This window comes from Micromonospora sp. NBC_01699, assembly GCF_036250065.1.
Classification (GTDB): Bacteria; Actinomycetota; Actinomycetes; order Mycobacteriales; family Micromonosporaceae; genus Micromonospora_G.
Map to the genome: position 1 here is coordinate 2,577,923 of NZ_CP109199.1, position 16,327 is coordinate 2,594,249.

The window sequence follows — 16,327 nt, forward strand, 5'->3', positions numbered from 1 at the left end:
ACATGTTCACCGGCATTGTCGAGGAACTGGGCGAGGTTGTCCGACTGACCGACACGGGTACGGACTCCGCGCTGATAGCGATCCGCGGACCACTGGTGACCTCGGACGCCAGCCACGGCGACTCGATCTCGGTCAACGGCGTCTGTCTGACCGTGGTCGACGTCGACGGCGACGTGTTCACCGCCGACGTGATGGGCGAGACGCTGCGACGGTCCTCCCTCGGCGGGCTGCTCGCCGGTGACCCGGTCAACCTGGAACGGGCGGCGACGCTCGGCACCCGGCTCGGCGGGCACCTGGTGCAGGGGCACGTCGACGGGGTGGCCGAGATCATCGGCCGGGAGCCGGCCGAACAGTGGGAGACGGTCCGGTTCTCGTTGCCGGCCGACATCGCGCGCTACGCGGTGGAGAAGGGCTCGGTCACCGTCGACGGAGTGTCCCTGACCATCTCGGAGATCGGCGACGACACCTTCGCCGTCGGGCTGATCCCGACCACGCTCAAGCTCACCACGCTGGGGCACAAGAAGATCGGCGACCCGGTCAACCTTGAGGTGGACGTCGTCGCCAAGTACGTCGAGCGGCTACTCGGCACCGGAAAGGCCACATCATGAGCGAGTCGAGCGTCATCGAATCCGATCTCGTCGAGTCCGAGTCCGAGTCCGAGTCCGAGAACGTGGGGAGCTTGTTCACCCCGATCGAGGAGGCGATCGCGCAGATCGCGGCCGGGCGGGCGGTGGTCGTGGTCGACGATGCCGACCGGGAGAACGAGGGCGACCTGATCTTCGCGGCGGAGCTGGCCACGCCGGAACTGATGGCCTTCATGGTTCGCTACACCTCGGGCTACATCTGCGCCCCGATCACCGAGTCCGACGCCGACCGGCTCGAACTGCCGCCGATGTACCACACCAACCAGGATCGGCGGGGCACCGCGTACACGGTGACGGTGGATGCCCGCGAGGGAGTCAGCACCGGCATCTCGGCCGCCGACCGGGCGCACACCATCCGGCTGCTCGCCGACCCGGACACCCGGCCGACCGACCTGGCCCGGCCGGGGCACGTGGTGCCGCTGCGGGCACGGGCCGGCGGGGTGCTGCGCCGGGCCGGGCACACCGAGGCCGCGATCGACCTGACCCGGCTCGCCGGGCTGCGCCCGGCCGGTGTGCTCTGCGAACTCGTCAACGACGACGGCACCATGATGCGCCTGCCCGACCTGGAGAAGTTCAGTGCCGAGCACGGGCTGACCCTGATCAGCATCGCCGACCTGATCGCGTACCGGCGGCGGACCGAGAAGCAGGTCCGGCAGGAGGCCGTGGCGTCGCTGCCCACCCCGTACGGGCAGTTCACCGCGCTCGGCTACACGGTCGAGAACGACTCCGCCGAGCACGTGGCGCTCGTCTACGGCGACCTCGGCGACGGCCACGACGTGCTGGTCCGGGTGCACTCCGAGTGCCTGACCGGGGACGTGTTCGGCTCGCTGCGCTGCGACTGCGGACCACAGCTGCACGCCGCCCTGGACCGGGTGGCGCAGGAGGGTCGGGGCGTGGTGCTCTACGTACGCGGACACGAGGGGCGGGGCATCGGCCTGGTGCACAAGCTGCGGGCGTACCAGCTCCAGGACCAGGGGCGGGACACCGTCGACGCGAACCTGGACCTGGGCCTGCCGGCCGACGCCCGCGACTACGGCACCGGTGCCCAGATCCTCTACGACCTGGGCGTACGTTCGATGCGGCTGCTCACCAACAACCCGGCCAAGCGGGCCGGGCTGGAGGGCTACGGGCTGACCATCACCGGGCGGGAGGGCCTGCCGGTGCGGGCCACCCCGGAGAACGTCCGCTACCTGCGGACCAAGCGCGACCGGATGGGCCACCTGCTGGGTGAGCTCGACGAGATCACGGAAGGATCGGCGTGACGATGGCTGGTTTCGGAGAACCGGGAGTGAGCACGGTGGACGCCGAGGGGCTCACCGTCGGGGTGGTCGGCGCCCGCTGGCACGCCGAGCTGACCGACCACATGGTCGAGCGGGCGGTGGCCGCCGCCGAGGCGTCCGGCGTCCGGGACGTACGGGTGGCCCGGGTCGCCGGCTCGGTGGAGTTGCCGGTCGTCGCCCAGGCGCTGGCCCGCGACTGTGACGTGGTGGTCGCCCTCGGCGTGGTGGTCCGCGGCGACACCGCCCACTTCGACTACGTCTGCCGGTCGGTCACCGACGGGCTGACCCGGGTCGCGTTGGACGCCGGCAAGCCGGTCGGCCAGGGCGTGCTCACGGTCAACACGATCGAGCAGGCGCGGGACCGGGCCGGTCTGCCCGGCTCGGCCGAGGACAAGGGCTGGGCGTCCACCGTCGCCGCGCTGGACGCCGCGCTGGCGATCCGGGGGCTGGGCAAGCGTACGGTCCCGGTCGGCTTCGGCGGGTAGTCCGCCCGCCCCACGTACGCCGGGTTCAGAGCCGGCCGGCCTCGATGATCCGCCGCAGAAACTGGCGGGTACGCGGCTCGGTCGGCTCGCCCAGCACCCGCGCCGGCGGCCCCTGCTCGATCACCCGGCCGCCGTCGAGGAAGCAGACCCGGTCGGCGACGTCGCGGGCGAAACCCATCTCGTGGGTGGCCAGCACCATCGTCATCCCGTCCGCCTTCAGCTCGCGGATCAGGCTCAGCACCTCGCCGACCAGTTCCGGGTCCAGCGCCGAGGTGACCTCGTCCAGCAGCATCAGCCGGGGCGAGTTGACCAGCGCCCGGACGATCGCCACCCGTTGCTGCTGCCCGCCGGAGAGCCGGTCCGGATAGTCCCGTGCCTTCTCGGCCAGACCGACCCGGTCGAGCAGTTCACGGGCCTGCGCCTCGGCTTCGGCACGGGCCCGCCGGTGCACCCGCAGCGGCGCCAGGGTGATGTTGTCCAGCACGCTCAGGTGCGGGAACAGGTTGTACGACTGGAACACGATGCCGATCCGGCGGCGTACCCGGTCCGGGTCGACCCGTGGGTCGGTGATGTGCTCGCCGTCCAGGTGGATGGTGCCGTCGTCGATCTCCTCCAGCAGGTTCAGGCAGCGCAGCAGCGTCGACTTGCCCGAGCCGGAGGCGCCGATCAGGGCCACCACCTCGTGTTCGGCCACGTCCAGGTCGAGCCCGTCGAGCACGGTACGACCGCCGAAGGACTTGCGCAGCCCCCGGCAGGACAGCACGTCGGTGCCCGATGATGGTGACGTCACGGCTCAGTGTCCCGCCTGTCGGCGGGCGGCGCGCAGCGTCACCCAGTCGGTCACCGCGATCAGCGGGATGGCGAGCAGCACGAAGAGCACCCCGGCGACGATGTACGGCGTGTAGTTGAAGTGTTCGGCGGTCTGGATCTGGGCCGCCCGTACGGCGTCGATCGGACCGGCCAGCGAGACCAGCCCGACGTCCTTTTGCAGCGCCACCACGTCGTTGAGCAGCGGCGGCGCGACCCGGCGGGCGGCCTGCGGCAGCACCACGTGTCGCATCGTCTGCCGGTAGGTCAGCCCGAGCGAGCGGCCGGCGGCGAACTGGCTCGGGTGCACCGACTCGATCCCGGCCCGGAACACCTCCGCCAGGTAACCGCTGTACGTGATCACCAGTGCGCAGCCGCCGAGCACCAGCACCGGCGGCATGCCCTGCAACCGCAGCCCCGGTACGCCGAGGGTGAACACGTACAGCACGATGATCAGCGGCAGCCCGCGGAACGTGTACGTGTAGCCGGTGGCGAGCGCCCGGACCGGGAAAAAGACCGGCCCGCGCAGGGTCCGCAGCAGCGCCACCAGCAGACCCACGGCCAGGGCGCCGAGCGCGCAGAAGAAGAGCAGCCGGACGTTGAGCCAGAGCCCGGTGAGCACGTCCGGCAGCGCCGCGCGGGCGATGTCCAGGTCGAGGAAGGACTGCCGGACCCGGGCCCAGCCGGGCGACCCGGTGACCGCGACCACCAGCAGCGTGCCCAGCGCCCCGGTGGAGGCGGCGGCGACCAGCACCGACCGGACCGTCTGCCGGCGCCGGTGCACGGCCCGCGCGCGGGCGATGTCGGAGCGGGCGTACGGCGGCGGTCGGTCGTCGGTCCGGGTGGTCGCGCTCACGTCAGCTCGGGTGCTCCCGCCACCTGGGCGAGCCACTTCTTCTCCAGTTCGCCGAGGGTGCCGGCCTCGCGCAGCGCGGTGACCGCCTGCCCGACGCAGCCGGTCAGCGCCGATCCCTTGTCCAGCACCAGCCCGAACGTCTCCGGTACGCCGACCTGCGGCACCTGGCCCACGATCGTGGCGTCGGTCAGTTCGGCGCCGGTGATGTAGAACGCGGTCGGCAGGTCCACCACCAGGCCGTCGATCTGCCCGTTCTGGAGCGCCTTCTTGGCGTCGTCGTTGGTGTTGAACACCTGCGGCTGCGGACCGGGCTTGATCACGTCGGTGATCGCCTGGTAGCTGGTGGTCCCGACCTGGGCGCCGAGCTTCGCGTCCCGCAGGTCGGCCAGCGTGGCCTTGCCGGCGATCTTCGACGACTTCAGCGCGATCACCGTCTGGCGGACCAGATAGTACGGCGCGGAGAAGTCGACCGCCTGCTTGCGCTCCTCGGTGATGGAGAACTGGTTGATGTCGAAGTCGAAGTCCTTCGGCCCCGGCGCGATAGCGTTCTCGAACTTCACCCGGTTCCACACCACGTCCGTACGGGCGTAGCCGAGCCGCTCCGCGACCGCGTACGCGACCGCCGACTCGAAGCCCTCGCCGTTGTCCGGCTTGTTGTCGGTGAACCACGGCTCGTACGCCGGGTCGTCGGTGCCGATGGTCAGCTTGCCCGGCGTCTTGGTGGTGAGCGACCCCTTCTCGCAGGACGCCGCGGCGGGCTGGGAGGGGGTCGGTTCCACTTCCTGCGGGGCGCAGCCGACGAGGGCGGTGAGGAGGGCGGTCGCGGCCCCGAGGGCGACCGGCACCGTACGGCGAGCCATGGCGGACAGCATAGGCCGAGGCGGGAACCCGTCCATAGAGTGCCCCACCATATTGGTAGGGATTACCGGCCGCCATCGACCGGGATCACCGCGAGCGGCGTCGCCGGGATCGGTCGGCTTCTGGCGGAGCGCTGGTGTCTCCGGCCAACCGGGGCGTAAACCGAAACCAGGACCCGCGTGTCGGCCACGGGTGACCATCCGTCCGCTGCCCGACGCGCCCGGCGGGAGGACCATGCCGTACCCGCGGGCAGCTCGGTGGGGGGCGGACGAGGCGATCACCCACCTCTTCGTCACCCACTACCGCCCGCTGGTCCGGCTCGCCGTACTGCTCCTGCACGACCGGGGTACGGCCGAGGAGATCGTGCAGGACGCCTACGTGTCCCTGCACCGGCGCTGGCCGTGGCTGCGCGACGCCGACCGGGCGCTGCCGTACCTGCGGGTGAGCGTGCTCAACCGGTCCCGGTCGGCGCTGCGCCACCGTCGGGTGGTGCAGAACCACCTGACCGTCGCCCGGCCGGGACCGGACGCGCCGAGTGCCGAGGCCGGGGCGCTCGAACTGCTGCGGCACGACGCGGTGCTGGCCGCCCTGCGGGAACTGCCCGCCCGGCAGCGGGAGGCGATGGTGCTGCGCTACTACGCCGACCTGTCCGAGGCACAGACCGCGCGGGTGATGGGGGTCAGCCGGGGAGCGGTCAAGAGCCACACCGCCCGGGGCGCCGCCGCCCTGCGTCGTACGCTCGGGGCGGGACCGGCCGGCTGACCGGTCCACCTGGTGGCGGGGGGCGACCCGGCGCGGCACCCACCGGCGGGCGGCTGCGAGAATCCGTTGCCGTGAAGACGTTCGAAGAGCTGTTCGCCGAGTTGCAGGCCAAGGCCGCCGCCGGCACACCGGGCTCGGCGACGGTGGCCGCCCTGGAACGCGGCGTGCACGCGATCGGCAAGAAGGTCGTCGAAGAGGCGGCCGAGTCGTGGATGGCGGCCGAGCACGAGGGCCCCGAGCGCGCCGCCGAGGAGATCTCCCAACTGCTCTACCAGGCCCAGGTGCTGATGCTCGCCACCGGACTGGAGCTCAAGGACGTCTACCGACATCTCTGAGGTGCCACGCCCCGATTCAACGGTCGTAACCCGATCCAGCCGATCGAAGGAGCACCCCAAGATGCTGCGCATCGCCATTCCCAACAAGGGCACCCTGTCCGCTCCCGCCGCGCAGATGCTGCGCGAGGCGGGCTACCGCCAGCGCACCGACCCGAAGGACCTGGTCTGCCGGGACGAGCCGAACGACGTCGAGTTCTTCTACCTGCGGCCCCGCGACATCGCCACCTACGTCGGCTCCGGTGACCTCGACCTCGGCATCACCGGCCGGGACCTGCTGATCGACGCCGGCAGCCCGGCCGAGGAGGTGCTCGACCTCAACTTCGGTGGCGCCACCTTCCGGTTCGCTGCGTCCCCGGAGACGATCTCCTCCGCTGACGAGATCGGCGGCCGGCGGATCGCCACCGCCTACCCCGGCGTGGTGGAGCGCCACCTGGTCGAGCACGGTCTGAAGGCGGACGTGGTCCGGCTCGACGGCGCGGTGGAGAACGCGGTCCGGCTCGGCGTCGCCGACGTGGTCGCCGACGTGGTGGAGACCGGTGCCACCCTGCGCCAGGCCGGCCTGGTGATCATCGGGGAGCCGATCCTGCGCTCCTCGGCGGTGCTGATCCGCCGGCTCGGCGCCCCGGCGCACAACCAGGCCGACCAGTTGCTGCGCCGGCTGCACGGGGTGCTGGTCGCCCGGCGGTACGTGATGCTCGCCTACGACGTACGGGCCGACCTGCTCGACCGGGCCACCGCGCTGACCCCCGGCATCGAGTCGCCGACCATCTCGCCGCTGCACCGGGAGGGCTGGGTGGCGGTCCAGGCCATGGTGCTGCGCAACGACGTACACCGGATCATGGACGAGCTGTACGACCTCGGCGCGCGGGCGATCCTGGTCACAGACATCCACGCCTGCCGCCTGTGATGCTCGCCGGGTGAAGATCCTCCCCGCCTGGTTGGCACTCGGACTGGCGGTGCTCGGCGGGGTCGGTTCGGCGGTGCAGAGTGCGGCGAACGCCGAACTCGGCGCCCGGGTCGGCAACGCGGCCATGGGCGCGGTGGTCAACAACGCCGGTGGGGTCGCCCTGCTGCTGGTCGCCCTGCTGGCGCTGCCGTCGATGCGGTCCGGGTTCGGTGTCCTGCGCCGGGCCCGGCTGCCCTGGTGGAGCTACCTGGGCGGGATCGGCGGCGGCGGGTTCGTGGTGATCGCGACGTACGTGGTGCCGGCGCTCGGGGTGGCCGTGTTCACCATCGCCCAGGTGGCCGGCAACAGCGCCGGCGGGCTGGCCGTCGACCGGGTCGGGCTGGCGCCGGGCGGGCGGCGGGCGGTGACCGCTCCGCGCCTGCTCGGCGCGCTGCTGGGGATCGGTGCGGTGGCGTTGGCCCAGTTCGGCCGCCCGCTGGGTGACCTGGCCGTGGGCCTGGTGGCGCTGGCCGCGGCCGGCGGTGTCGCGGTGGCGCTGTCGGCGGCACTGAACGGCCGGATCTCGGCGGTCGGCGGCGCCGCCACCGGTACGGCGGTCAACTTCGCGGTCAGCACCCCGGCGATCGTCGCCGTGGCGGCGGTGGCCGGCGCGTTCGCCCGGTTCGGTGAGATCGACTGGCCGAGCGCCTGGTACCTCTACCTCGGCGGGCCGGTCGGTGTCGGGGTGGTGGTCGCCCTGCTGGTCTGTGTCCGGTCGGTCGGGGTGCTCCGCAGTGGCCTGGCGATCGTCGCCGGTCAGCTCGGCGGTGCGCTGCTGCTCGACGTGTTCCGGCCGGGTGGGCCGGGGGCCAGCGCGGCGGTGCTCGCCGGGGCGCTGCTCACCCTGCTCGCGGTGGTGGTCTCCGGTCGGGCCGCGCGCCCCGCGCCGACCGGCGGCTGAGCCGGGATGGCAGGATGGTCGCCGTGACCGATTCCGACCTCGTACGGCTGCGCCCCCGCCGGCTGCGGGTGATGTGCTGGGTGCTGGCACCGTCCCTGGTGGTGGTCTTCACCGCGCTGGGGTTGGCGCTGCACGGGTCGACCGGGCAGGGCGAGGCCACCTTCCAGCGCGGCGACTCGTTCGCCATGATCGGTCTGGGTGTGCTGGGCGCGCTGGTGATCCTGCTCTTCACCCGGGTGAAGGTGGAGGCCGACCCGCGCGGGGTGCGGGTGCGCAACGTGCTCGGCTCGTACGACCTGCCCTGGGACGTGGTCCGGGCGGTGCGGTTCGATCACGGCTCGTCCTGGGCGAGCCTGGAACTGCACGAAGACGAGCTGGTCCCGATGATCGCCCTACAGGCGGTGGACAAGGAGTCGGCGGTCGCCGGGGTACGCGCGCTGCGCGCCCTGCACGACGCCGCGCGCCGGCTGCCGGCCGCGAGCTGACCCGGGCCGACCCGCCGGGCGGGGTGCCCGTTTGCCGGGGTATCGGCATGACCTGCTAACCTTGGCGGGTCGACCATGCTGTCCCTCGCGGTGACAGCGGTAAAGCGGAGCGCCTGCTCCCACCCGAGTCGCCCCAGTCGGTGGCCGGGTCCGGTCAACGACCCGGATCCTGATCCGGGTCGGCTGTGTGGCCTCGTGTCGCACTGACCGGTCGAGCGGGCCCTGGCATGCGCCGGGGCCTTCTGCTTTCCGGGTCGGTTCCCACCCGGGAGCCGGCGAGGCGTCGGCACCGAGGGAGTTACCGAATCGAGGAGGCCCCATCAGCGTCGAACCACGCGTGAACGAACAGATCCGGGCACGTGAGGTCCGACTGGTCGGCCCCGAGGGTGAACAGGTGGGCATCGTCCCGCTGGAGCGCGCTCTGCAGCTGGCCGCGGACGTCGACCTGGACCTGGTCGAGGTTGCGCCGATGGCGCGCCCGCCGGTGTGCAAGCTCATGGACTTCGGCAAGTTCAAGTACGAGAGCGCACTGAAGGCTCGCGAAGCGCGGCGTAACCAGCAGCAGACCGTCATCAAGGAGATGAAACTCCGGCCGAAGATCGACCCGCACGACTACGAGACCAAGAAGGGTCACGTGGTGCGGTTCCTCAAGGCGGGTGACAAGGTCAAGGTAACGATCATGTTCCGTGGTCGCGAGCAGAGTCGCCCGGAACTTGGCTACCGGCTCCTGCGCCGACTTGAGTCGGAGATCTCGGAGCTGGGGTACGTCGAGGCCGCGCCGAAGCAGGACGGCCGAAACATGATCATGGTTTTGGCTCCGCACCGCGCCACCAAGGCCGCCGCAACGGCAGCCAAGGCCGGCGGACCGCGTGAGCGAGATGCCGAGACAGCCGAGGGCGGCGAGACGGTTGAGGCGCCGTCGGCCGAGCCTGCGGTTGAGCCCGCCGGCACCGCCGGCGAGTAACAGGGGAGAGACGCAAGAAATGCCGAAGATGAAGAGCCACACCGGAATGGGCAAGCGGGTCAAGGTGACCGGCTCCGGCAAGATCGTCGCCCAGCACGCCGGTCTGCGGCACAACCTGGAAAAGAAGCCCTCCACCCAGACCCGCCGGCTCACCGGCACGGGTGAGATTGCCAAGGTTGACGCCAAGCGAGTCAAGAAGCTGCTGGGCCGCTGACGCGCCCGCCACTTAACCCGAAGGAGTAGTTGAGATGGCACGCGTCAAGCGGGCTGTAAATGCCCAGAAGAAGCGTCGTACCCTGCTGGAGACCGCCAGTGGCTATCGCGGTCAGCGCTCCCGGCTGTACCGCAAGGCCAAGGAGCAGGTGCTGCACTCGATGCAGTACGCCTACCGGGACCGTCGCGACCGCAAGGGCGACTTCCGGCAGCTCTGGATCACCCGGATCAACGCTGGCGCCCGCGCCAACGGGATGACCTACAACCGCCTGATCCAGGGCCTCAAGCTGGCTGGCGTCGAGGTCGACCGCAAGATCCTGGCCGACATGGCCGTCAACGACGCGACGGCGTTCGCCGCCATCGTCGAGGTGGCCCGTGCCGCGGTCGCGGCCGAGGGCACCGGTGGCGCGTCGGCCCAGGCCGCCTGAGGTATCGCAAACAGTTGATCGAGGCGCCCCGAATGCCGTCCGGACCGCAGGTGGGGCGCCTCGACCATGTTCGGGGCGCGGACCCGCAACCGTTCACGCCGCGTACGCCCCGGGTGGTCGCCGCCCGACGGTTGCAGCGGCGCCGGGACCGGGACAGCACCGGACGGTTCCTCGCCGAAGGACCGCAGGCCGTCCGGGAGGCACTCGACCGCCCCGGCGTGGTACGCGAACTCTTCGGCACCCCGGCCGCACTCGACCGGTACGCCGAACTCGTTGACGCCGCGCACCGGGCCGGCACACCGGTGTCCCCGGTGACCGACGAGGCCCTCGCCGCGCTGACCGAGACCGTCGCCCCGCAGGGGCTGGTCGCCGTCTGCGACCAGTTCGACCAGCCGCTGCACCGGGCACTGGACCGGTCCCCGAGGCTGGTCACCGTACTGGCCGAGATCCGGGATCCGGGCAACGCCGGCACGGTGCTGCGTACCGCCGACGCCGCCGGGGCAGCGGCGGTGGTGTTCGCCGGTGACGCCGTCGACCCGTACAACGGAAAGGTCGTGCGGGCCTCGGCCGGCAGCCTCTTCCACGTCGACGTGGTCCGGGCCGACGACCCGACGGCCGTCGTGGCCAGCCTGCGCGCCGCCGGGCTGACCGTGCTCGCCGCCTCCGGCTACGGCGAAACCGACCTGGACGACCTCGCCGACGACGGCGGCCTGGCCCGGCCGACCGCCTGGCTGTTCGGCTCCGAGGCGCACGGCCTGCCGGACGAGTTGGCCGCCGCCGCCGACGCGCGGGTACGGGTGCCGCTGCACGGCCGCGCGGAGAGCCTTAACCTGGCTGCTGCCGCCGCCGTCTGCCTGTACGCTTCGGCCAGAGCAATGCGACCCAGGGAGTAGACCCCCATGAGTGCTGTGACGTACTCGTTTAGCCAGCCCGCCGGTGTCGGCGGGCGGCGGGTCTGACCCTTTCCTGCTCCCTACTCCCACCGGCGGGCTGCGGCGGCGCCGCGCGTCCGTAAACTCTGATGGCCGCCGCCGAGGCCGGCCTTCCGCCGTGAGGGAGCACCCGTAAGCCATGACCTACCGCAACGATCCGTACGACCCGAAACAGGTCGCCCTGCTCGACCAGGACAACCTCGACGAGGCCGTCGCCGCCGCCCGTGCGGCGTTCGCCGACGCCGCCGACCCCGATGCCCTCGCCGCCCTACGCCACCAGCACCTCGGTGACCGGGCGCCGGTCTCACTGGCCCGCCGGGAGATCGGCGCGCTGCCACCGGCGGCCAAGTCCGACGCCGGCAAGCGGGTCAACGAGGCCCGCCGGGCGATCGAGACGAGCTACGACGAGTGGCGGGCCGAGTTGCAGCGCGCCCAGGCCGAGCGGGTGCTCGCCGAGGAGCGGGTCGACGTCACGCTGCCCTACGACCGCCGCCCCCGGGGGGCCCGGCATCCGCTGACCCTGCTGATGGAGCGGATCGGGGATCTCTTCGTCGGCATGGGCTACGAAATCGCCGAGGGCCCCGAGGTCGAGTTGGAGTGGACCAACTTCGACGCGCTCAACATCCCGCCGGACCACCCGGCCCGTGGCCTGATGGACACCTTCCACGTGGACGTACCGGGGCTGGTGCTGCGTACGCACACCTCGCCGGTGCAGGCCCGGACGATGCTGGCCCGCAAGCCCCCGATCTACGTCGTCTGCCCGGGGCGGGTCTACCGCACCGACGAGTTGGACGCCACCCACAGCCCGGTCTTCCACCAGGTCGAGGGGCTGGTCGTGGACCGGGGCATCACCATGGCCCACCTGCGCGGCACACTCGACCACTTCGCCCGGTCGATGTTCGGGCCGGACGCGCGGACCCGCTGGCGGCCGCACTACTTCCCGTTCACCGAGCCGTCGGCGGAGTTCGACGTCTGGTTCCCGGAGCACCGTGGCGGACCACAGTGGGTCGAGTGGGGCGGCTGCGGCATGGTCAACCCGAAGGTGCTGCGCGCCTGCGGGATCGACCCGGACGTCTACTCCGGCTTCGCGTTCGGCATGGGCGTCGACCGTACGGTGATGGTCCGCAACGGGGTGAGCGAGGTGCGTGACCTGTTCGAGGGTGACGTGCGGTTCACCGGCGCGCTCGGTGTCGAGGCGTAGCGGCATGCGGAATCGAACTTCGGAAGCGGTGGTCTGAGTCATGCGAGTTGCTATTTCCTGGCTGCGCGAGCACGTCGAGCTGCCGGTCGACCTCGGCACCGAGGAGCTGGAACGGGCGTTGGTGAACCTCGGCCTCGAAGTCGAGGCCATGGTGGACCTGCGCACCACGGTCACCGGCTCGCTGGTCGTCGGCGAGGTACGCGAGATCGAGGAACTGACCGGTTTCAAGAAGCCGATCCGGTTCTGCCGGGTCGACGTCGGCGCCGCCAACGGCACCGGCGAGTTGCAGGAGATCGTCTGCGGCGCCACCAACTTCGCCCCCGGCGACCGGGTGGTGGTGATCCTGCCCGGCGGGGTCCTGCCCGGCGGCTTCGCGATCGGTGCCCGCAAGACGTACGGGCACAACTCCAACGGCATGATCTGCTCGGTGCGGGAGCTGGGGCTCGGCGACGACCACGCCGGCATCCTGGTCCTGCAGCCGGAGACGGCCGCCAAGCCCGGTGACGACGCCCGCCCGGTGGTCGGGCTCGACGACGTGGTGGTCGAACTGGAGATCACCCCCGACCGTGGCTACGGCCTGTCCGTACGCGGCATCGCCCGCGAGCTGTCGCACGCCTTCGGGGTGCCGTTCCGGGACCCGGCGCTGGTGCCGGCACCGGGCGGGACCGAGCGGCCGGCGTACCCGGTCGAGGTGCGCGACCCGGTCGGCTGCGACCGGTTCGCCGCCCGCCTGGTGCGCGGGGTCGACCCGACCGCGCAGAGCCCGCAGTGGATGCGGCAGCGGCTCACCGTCGCCGGCATCCGCAACATCTCGCTGCCGGTCGACATCACCAACTACGTGATGCTCGAACTCGGCCAGCCGATGCACGCCTTCGACGCCGACCGGCTGACCGGCGGGCTGGTCGTCCGCCGGGCCGTACCGGGGGAGAAGCTGACCACGCTGGACGGCGTGACCCGGGCGCTGGACGCCGAGGACATGGTGATCTGCGACGCCGGGCAGCCCAACCCGGTGGCCGGGGACGGCGACGGGCTGCCGATCTCGCTCGCCGCGGTGATGGGCGGTCAGACCAGCGAGGTGATCGCCAGCACCACCGACGTGCTGTTCGAGGCGGCGCACTGGGACCCGGCGATGGTCGGGCGCACCGCCCGCCGGCACCGGCTGTTCAGCGAGGCGGCCAAGCGCTGGGAGCGCGGCGTCGACCCGGCCGTGGCGCTGGTCGCGCTGGACCGGGCGGTCACCCTGCTCACCACGTACGGCGGCGGTTCGGCCGGCGCGGAGATCCTCGATTTCGCGCAGCTCAGCCCCCCGGCGCCGATCGAACTCGACCCGGAGTTGCCGACCCGGCGGGTCGGCGTGGAGTACCCCGCCGCGCGGGTGGTCGCGCTGCTGGAGGAGGTCGGCTGCACGGTCGTCGCCGAGCCGGACCTGCTCCGGGTGGTCCCGCCGACCTGGCGGCCCGACCTGACCGGCCCGGCCGACCTGGTCGAGGAGGTCGTCCGGCTGGACGGGTACGAGCACGTGCCGTCGGTGCTGCCGCTGGCCCCGCCGGGGAGCGGGCTCACCCCGGCCCAGCGGCGGGTCCGGGCGGTCGCCCGGATGCTGGCCGAGAACGGGTACGTCGAGGCGGTGTCGTTCCCGTTCGTGTCACCGGAGCTGTTCGACCTGCTCGGGCTGCCGGCCGACGACACCCGTCGACGGGCGGTCCGGCTGGCCAACCCGCTCTCCGACGAGGAACCGTTGCTGCGTACGACGCTGCTCGGCCCGCTGCTCGGCGCGTTGAAGCGCAACCTCGGCCGTGGTCAGCGCGACCTGGCCCTCTACGAGATCGGTACGGTCTTCGAGTCGCGCCCCGGTGCCGGCAGCCCGCCGCCGATGGGGGTCGAGCACCGGCCCGGCGACGCCGAGTTCGCGGCCGCCGACGCGGTCCTGCCGCACCAGCCCCGGCACGTGGCCGCGGTGCTCGCCGGTGAGATCGAGCGCACCGGTTGGTGGGGTGCCGGCAAGCCGGCCGGTTGGGCCGACGCGGTCGAGGCGGCCCGCGCCGTGCTCGCCGCCGTCGGTCTGCCCGCCGGCCGGGTCGCGGTACGGGCGGCGCAACGGGCGCCCTGGCACCCGGGCCGCTGCGCCGAGGTGCTGGTCGACGACACCGTCGTTGGGTACGCCGGCGAGCTGCACCCGGCGACCGTCGAGGCGTTGGAGCTGCCCCGCCGGACCAGCGCGATGGAACTGGACCTGGAACTGCTGCCGCCGACCCCGGTGCCGTCCGCGCCCCGGATCTCCGGGTTCCCGCCGGCGTTGATCGACGTCGCGTTGGTGGTGCCGGAGGAGGTCGCCGCCGCCGACGTACAGCGGGCGTTGGCCGACGGGGCGGGGGACCTGCTGGAGTCGGTCCGGCTGTTCGACGTGTACGCCTCGACGCAGCTCGGGGCGGGACGCCGGTCGCTGGCGTACAAGCTCACCTTCCGGGCGCCGGACCGGACCCTGACGGTGGAGGAGGCGGTGGCCGCGCGGGATGCGGCGGTCGCCGAGGCCGCGTCCCGGCTCGGTGCCACCCTGCGCGGCGCCTGAGTCGTCGGATGAGCCAGTTCTGGGTGTACGTCGCGGTGGCCGGTGTGCTGGTGCCGGCCGCCGTGGCGTTGCTCTTTGTCCGGCGACGGCTGCTGCTCGTCTCGGTGGTCGGGCGCAGCATGGAGCCCACCCTCCGGGCCGGTGACCGGGTGCTGGCCCGCCGGGCGAGGGTCGACGAGGTACGCCGGGGCGACGTGGTGGTGGTCGTCGCTCCGGCGAAAATGCGGCCGGAGGCGGCCGAGGCGGAGCGGGGGCTGCTGATCAAGCGGGCGTTCGCGGTGCCGGGTGATCCGGCACCGGTCGACCGGGTGCCGGCCCTGCGCGGCCTGCCCGACGCCGAGGTGCCGCCGGGTCACCTGGTGGTGCTCGGCGACAATCCACCGTGGAGCTACGACTCGCGGGAGTGTGGTTACCTCACCGCGGAGAGCGTGCTCGGGGTGGTGATCCGCCCCCGGCTGCGGCCGGACCGGCGGGAGTGACCGGCGGGTTCGCCCGCCCGCGCGCGGAGTGCCCCGCGAGGGCGGATACCGCCCTCGCGGAGCACCGGACACCGATCAGCACAACGACATCGTGCCACTGACGGAGTTCGCACTACAGGACAAGCTGCACGAGCCGCAGTACTCGTTGCAGGCACTGTTCAGGGCGCAGCGCTGGAACCGGCAGCTGGCGCCGCAGCTCCGGCAGTAGGGGTCCGGCGGACAGCCGGCCGCCGCGGTCACCCGTGGCAGCACGAGGCCGAGCATGCGCTCGCCCAGAGCTTCGAGACGACGAAACATTCTTCGATCACCTCCCTCCGAGGATCGGTTGGGCGGAACGCTACGGCGGCCGGCTACAGCGGAGATACAGCGCGCCACGGTCCGTACCGGTTGGTGGTTGTCGTCGATGTATTCCGGCTGTAGCCCCGGCTCCTACGGTGGGTTTTCTCGCCGAGAGAGCTCCAGGGAGGCGTCCGGAATGCAATACCTCGAACTGACCGGCCGGCTGTTGTTGGGTCTGGTCTTCCTGACCGCGGTCGTCGGTAAGGTGCGCGGCCGCGACGCCTTCACCGAGTTCGTCGGGTCGGTCGACCAGTTCGGACTGTTGCCGAGCGGGTGGACGACGCCGGTGGCCGGGGTCGTGGTCGCGGCCGAGGCGTCCGTCGTCCTGCTGCTGGTCGCGCCGGTGACGGTGCCGATCGGGTACGCGGTCGCGCTCGGCCTGCTCACCGTGCTCACCGCCGCGATGGTGACCGCCCTGCTCCGGGGCCGGCGACCGTCCTGCCTGTGCTTCGGCACCAGCGGCGCCCCGATCGGGTTGCGGCACGTGCTGCGCAACGTGGCCCTGCTCGTGGTGGCCGCCGCCGGGCTGGCGCTGTCGTACGCCGCCACCGGTCCGGTCCGGTCGGCCGGGCTGCTGCTCGTGGTAGCGGCCGCCGTACCGCTCACCGCGCTGGTCGTCCGGCTCGACGATCTCGCGGCCCTGTTCGCCCCGGCTCCGCCCGTGCGGGGGCGGACCAGGTCCCTGACCGGCCCCGGATCCGGCCGGACCGGCTGACCGCCCCCGGTGCTCGCTGTCCGCCCCCTTCGCTCGTGCCTGCCTTTTGGCCCGTGCCTGCCTTTTGGCCCGTGCCTGCCTCTTGGCCCGTGCCGCCCCGACCGACTCCCGGACCGGCTGTCCGCTCT

Annotated in this window: 19 protein-coding genes; 16 read left to right on the plus strand and 3 right to left on the minus strand. The window is 72.2% G+C overall.

What is annotated here, in order from left to right; all coding sequences use genetic code 11:
- Positions 1-2: 2 nt before the first annotated feature.
- The 3 genes from OG792_RS11570 to ribH are packed head-to-tail and all read left to right on the plus strand — an operon-like array spanning position 3 to position 2,409.
- Positions 3-608 carry a riboflavin synthase gene (locus tag OG792_RS11570; protein WP_329109378.1) on the plus strand — a complete coding sequence of 202 codons (606 nt, stop codon included), beginning with the start codon at positions 3-5 and terminating at the stop codon, positions 606-608.
- On the plus strand, positions 605-1,906 hold the full coding sequence (locus OG792_RS11575; protein WP_442932400.1) for a bifunctional 3,4-dihydroxy-2-butanone-4-phosphate synthase/GTP cyclohydrolase II: 1,302 nt from the start codon (positions 605-607) through the stop codon (positions 1,904-1,906). The genes OG792_RS11570 and OG792_RS11575 overlap by 4 nt, the downstream gene beginning before the upstream one ends.
- Before the next feature lie 2 nt (positions 1,907-1,908).
- Positions 1,909-2,409, plus strand: a complete 501-nt coding sequence (ribH, locus tag OG792_RS11580) for a 6,7-dimethyl-8-ribityllumazine synthase (RefSeq protein WP_329109381.1) — start codon at positions 1,909-1,911, stop codon at positions 2,407-2,409.
- A 25-nt stretch (positions 2,410-2,434) separates the two neighbouring features.
- On the opposite strand, the gene OG792_RS11585 is transcribed toward ribH, so the two are convergent.
- The 3 genes from OG792_RS11585 to OG792_RS11595 are packed head-to-tail and all read right to left on the minus strand — an operon-like array spanning position 2,435 to position 4,932.
- Positions 2,435-3,199, minus strand: coding sequence for an amino acid ABC transporter ATP-binding protein (locus tag OG792_RS11585; protein ID WP_329109383.1), 765 nt, complete (start codon positions 3,197-3,199; stop codon positions 2,435-2,437).
- 3 nt (positions 3,200-3,202) lie between these two features.
- Entirely contained in the window at positions 3,203-4,018 is an 816-nt protein-coding gene (locus OG792_RS11590) for an amino acid ABC transporter permease (RefSeq protein WP_442932463.1), read from the minus strand.
- Positions 4,019-4,068: 50 nt separating this feature from the next.
- Positions 4,069-4,932, minus strand: coding sequence for an ABC transporter substrate-binding protein (locus OG792_RS11595; RefSeq protein WP_329109385.1), 864 nt, complete (start codon positions 4,930-4,932; stop codon positions 4,069-4,071).
- Positions 4,933-5,164: 232 nt separating this feature from the next.
- Here OG792_RS11595 and OG792_RS11600 point away from each other — a divergent pair, with 232 nt between their 5' ends.
- The 13 genes from OG792_RS11600 (at position 5,165) to OG792_RS11660 (ending at position 16,199) form a co-directional block, all read left to right on the plus strand.
- Positions 5,165-5,692, plus strand: a complete 528-nt coding sequence (locus tag OG792_RS11600; RefSeq protein ID WP_329109386.1) for a SigE family RNA polymerase sigma factor — start codon at positions 5,165-5,167, stop codon at positions 5,690-5,692.
- A 71-nt stretch (positions 5,693-5,763) separates the two neighbouring features.
- Positions 5,764-6,027 (plus strand): phosphoribosyl-ATP diphosphatase, encoded by a 264-nt coding sequence (locus tag OG792_RS11605; protein WP_121159833.1) that lies wholly within the window; start codon positions 5,764-5,766, stop codon positions 6,025-6,027.
- 61 nt (positions 6,028-6,088) lie between these two features.
- On the plus strand, positions 6,089-6,934 hold the full coding sequence (gene hisG / locus OG792_RS11610; RefSeq protein ID WP_329109388.1) for an ATP phosphoribosyltransferase: 846 nt from the start codon (positions 6,089-6,091) through the stop codon (positions 6,932-6,934).
- Positions 6,935-6,944: 10 nt separating this feature from the next.
- A complete protein-coding gene (locus tag OG792_RS11615) occupies positions 6,945-7,874 on the plus strand; it encodes a DMT family transporter (protein WP_329109389.1) in 930 nt (309 codons plus the stop codon).
- A gap of 71 nt (positions 7,875-7,945) precedes the next feature.
- On the plus strand, positions 7,946-8,359 hold the full coding sequence (locus OG792_RS11620) for a PH domain-containing protein (protein ID WP_442932464.1): 414 nt from the start codon (positions 7,946-7,948) through the stop codon (positions 8,357-8,359).
- Positions 8,360-8,696: 337 nt separating this feature from the next.
- A complete protein-coding gene (gene infC, locus OG792_RS11625) occupies positions 8,697-9,323 on the plus strand; it encodes a translation initiation factor IF-3 (protein ID WP_329109391.1) in 627 nt (208 codons plus the stop codon).
- Between the two features lie 19 nt (positions 9,324-9,342).
- Positions 9,343-9,537: a 50S ribosomal protein L35 gene (gene rpmI, locus OG792_RS11630; protein WP_329109393.1), complete on the plus strand. Its 195-nt coding sequence runs from the start codon at positions 9,343-9,345 to the stop codon at positions 9,535-9,537.
- Positions 9,538-9,571: 34 nt separating this feature from the next.
- Positions 9,572-9,964 carry a 50S ribosomal protein L20 gene (rplT, locus tag OG792_RS11635; protein WP_329109394.1) on the plus strand — a complete coding sequence of 131 codons (393 nt, stop codon included), beginning with the start codon at positions 9,572-9,574 and terminating at the stop codon, positions 9,962-9,964.
- A 32-nt stretch (positions 9,965-9,996) separates the two neighbouring features.
- Positions 9,997-10,857, plus strand: a complete 861-nt coding sequence (locus OG792_RS11640; protein WP_329109395.1) for a TrmH family RNA methyltransferase — start codon at positions 9,997-9,999, stop codon at positions 10,855-10,857.
- A 178-nt stretch (positions 10,858-11,035) separates the two neighbouring features.
- Entirely contained in the window at positions 11,036-12,097 is a 1,062-nt protein-coding gene (locus OG792_RS11645; RefSeq protein ID WP_329109396.1) for a phenylalanine--tRNA ligase subunit alpha, read from the plus strand.
- Positions 12,098-12,137: 40 nt separating this feature from the next.
- On the plus strand, positions 12,138-14,666 hold the full coding sequence (gene pheT, locus OG792_RS11650; protein ID WP_329109397.1) for a phenylalanine--tRNA ligase subunit beta: 2,529 nt from the start codon (positions 12,138-12,140) through the stop codon (positions 14,664-14,666).
- 8 nt (positions 14,667-14,674) lie between these two features.
- Complete coding sequence (locus tag OG792_RS11655) at positions 14,675-15,145, plus strand: S26 family signal peptidase (RefSeq protein WP_329109399.1); 471 nt, start codon at positions 14,675-14,677, stop codon at positions 15,143-15,145.
- Between the two features lie 475 nt (positions 15,146-15,620).
- Positions 15,621-16,199 (plus strand): MauE/DoxX family redox-associated membrane protein, encoded by a 579-nt coding sequence (locus OG792_RS11660; protein WP_329109402.1) that lies wholly within the window; start codon positions 15,621-15,623, stop codon positions 16,197-16,199.
- Positions 16,200-16,327: the final 128 nt, after the last annotated feature.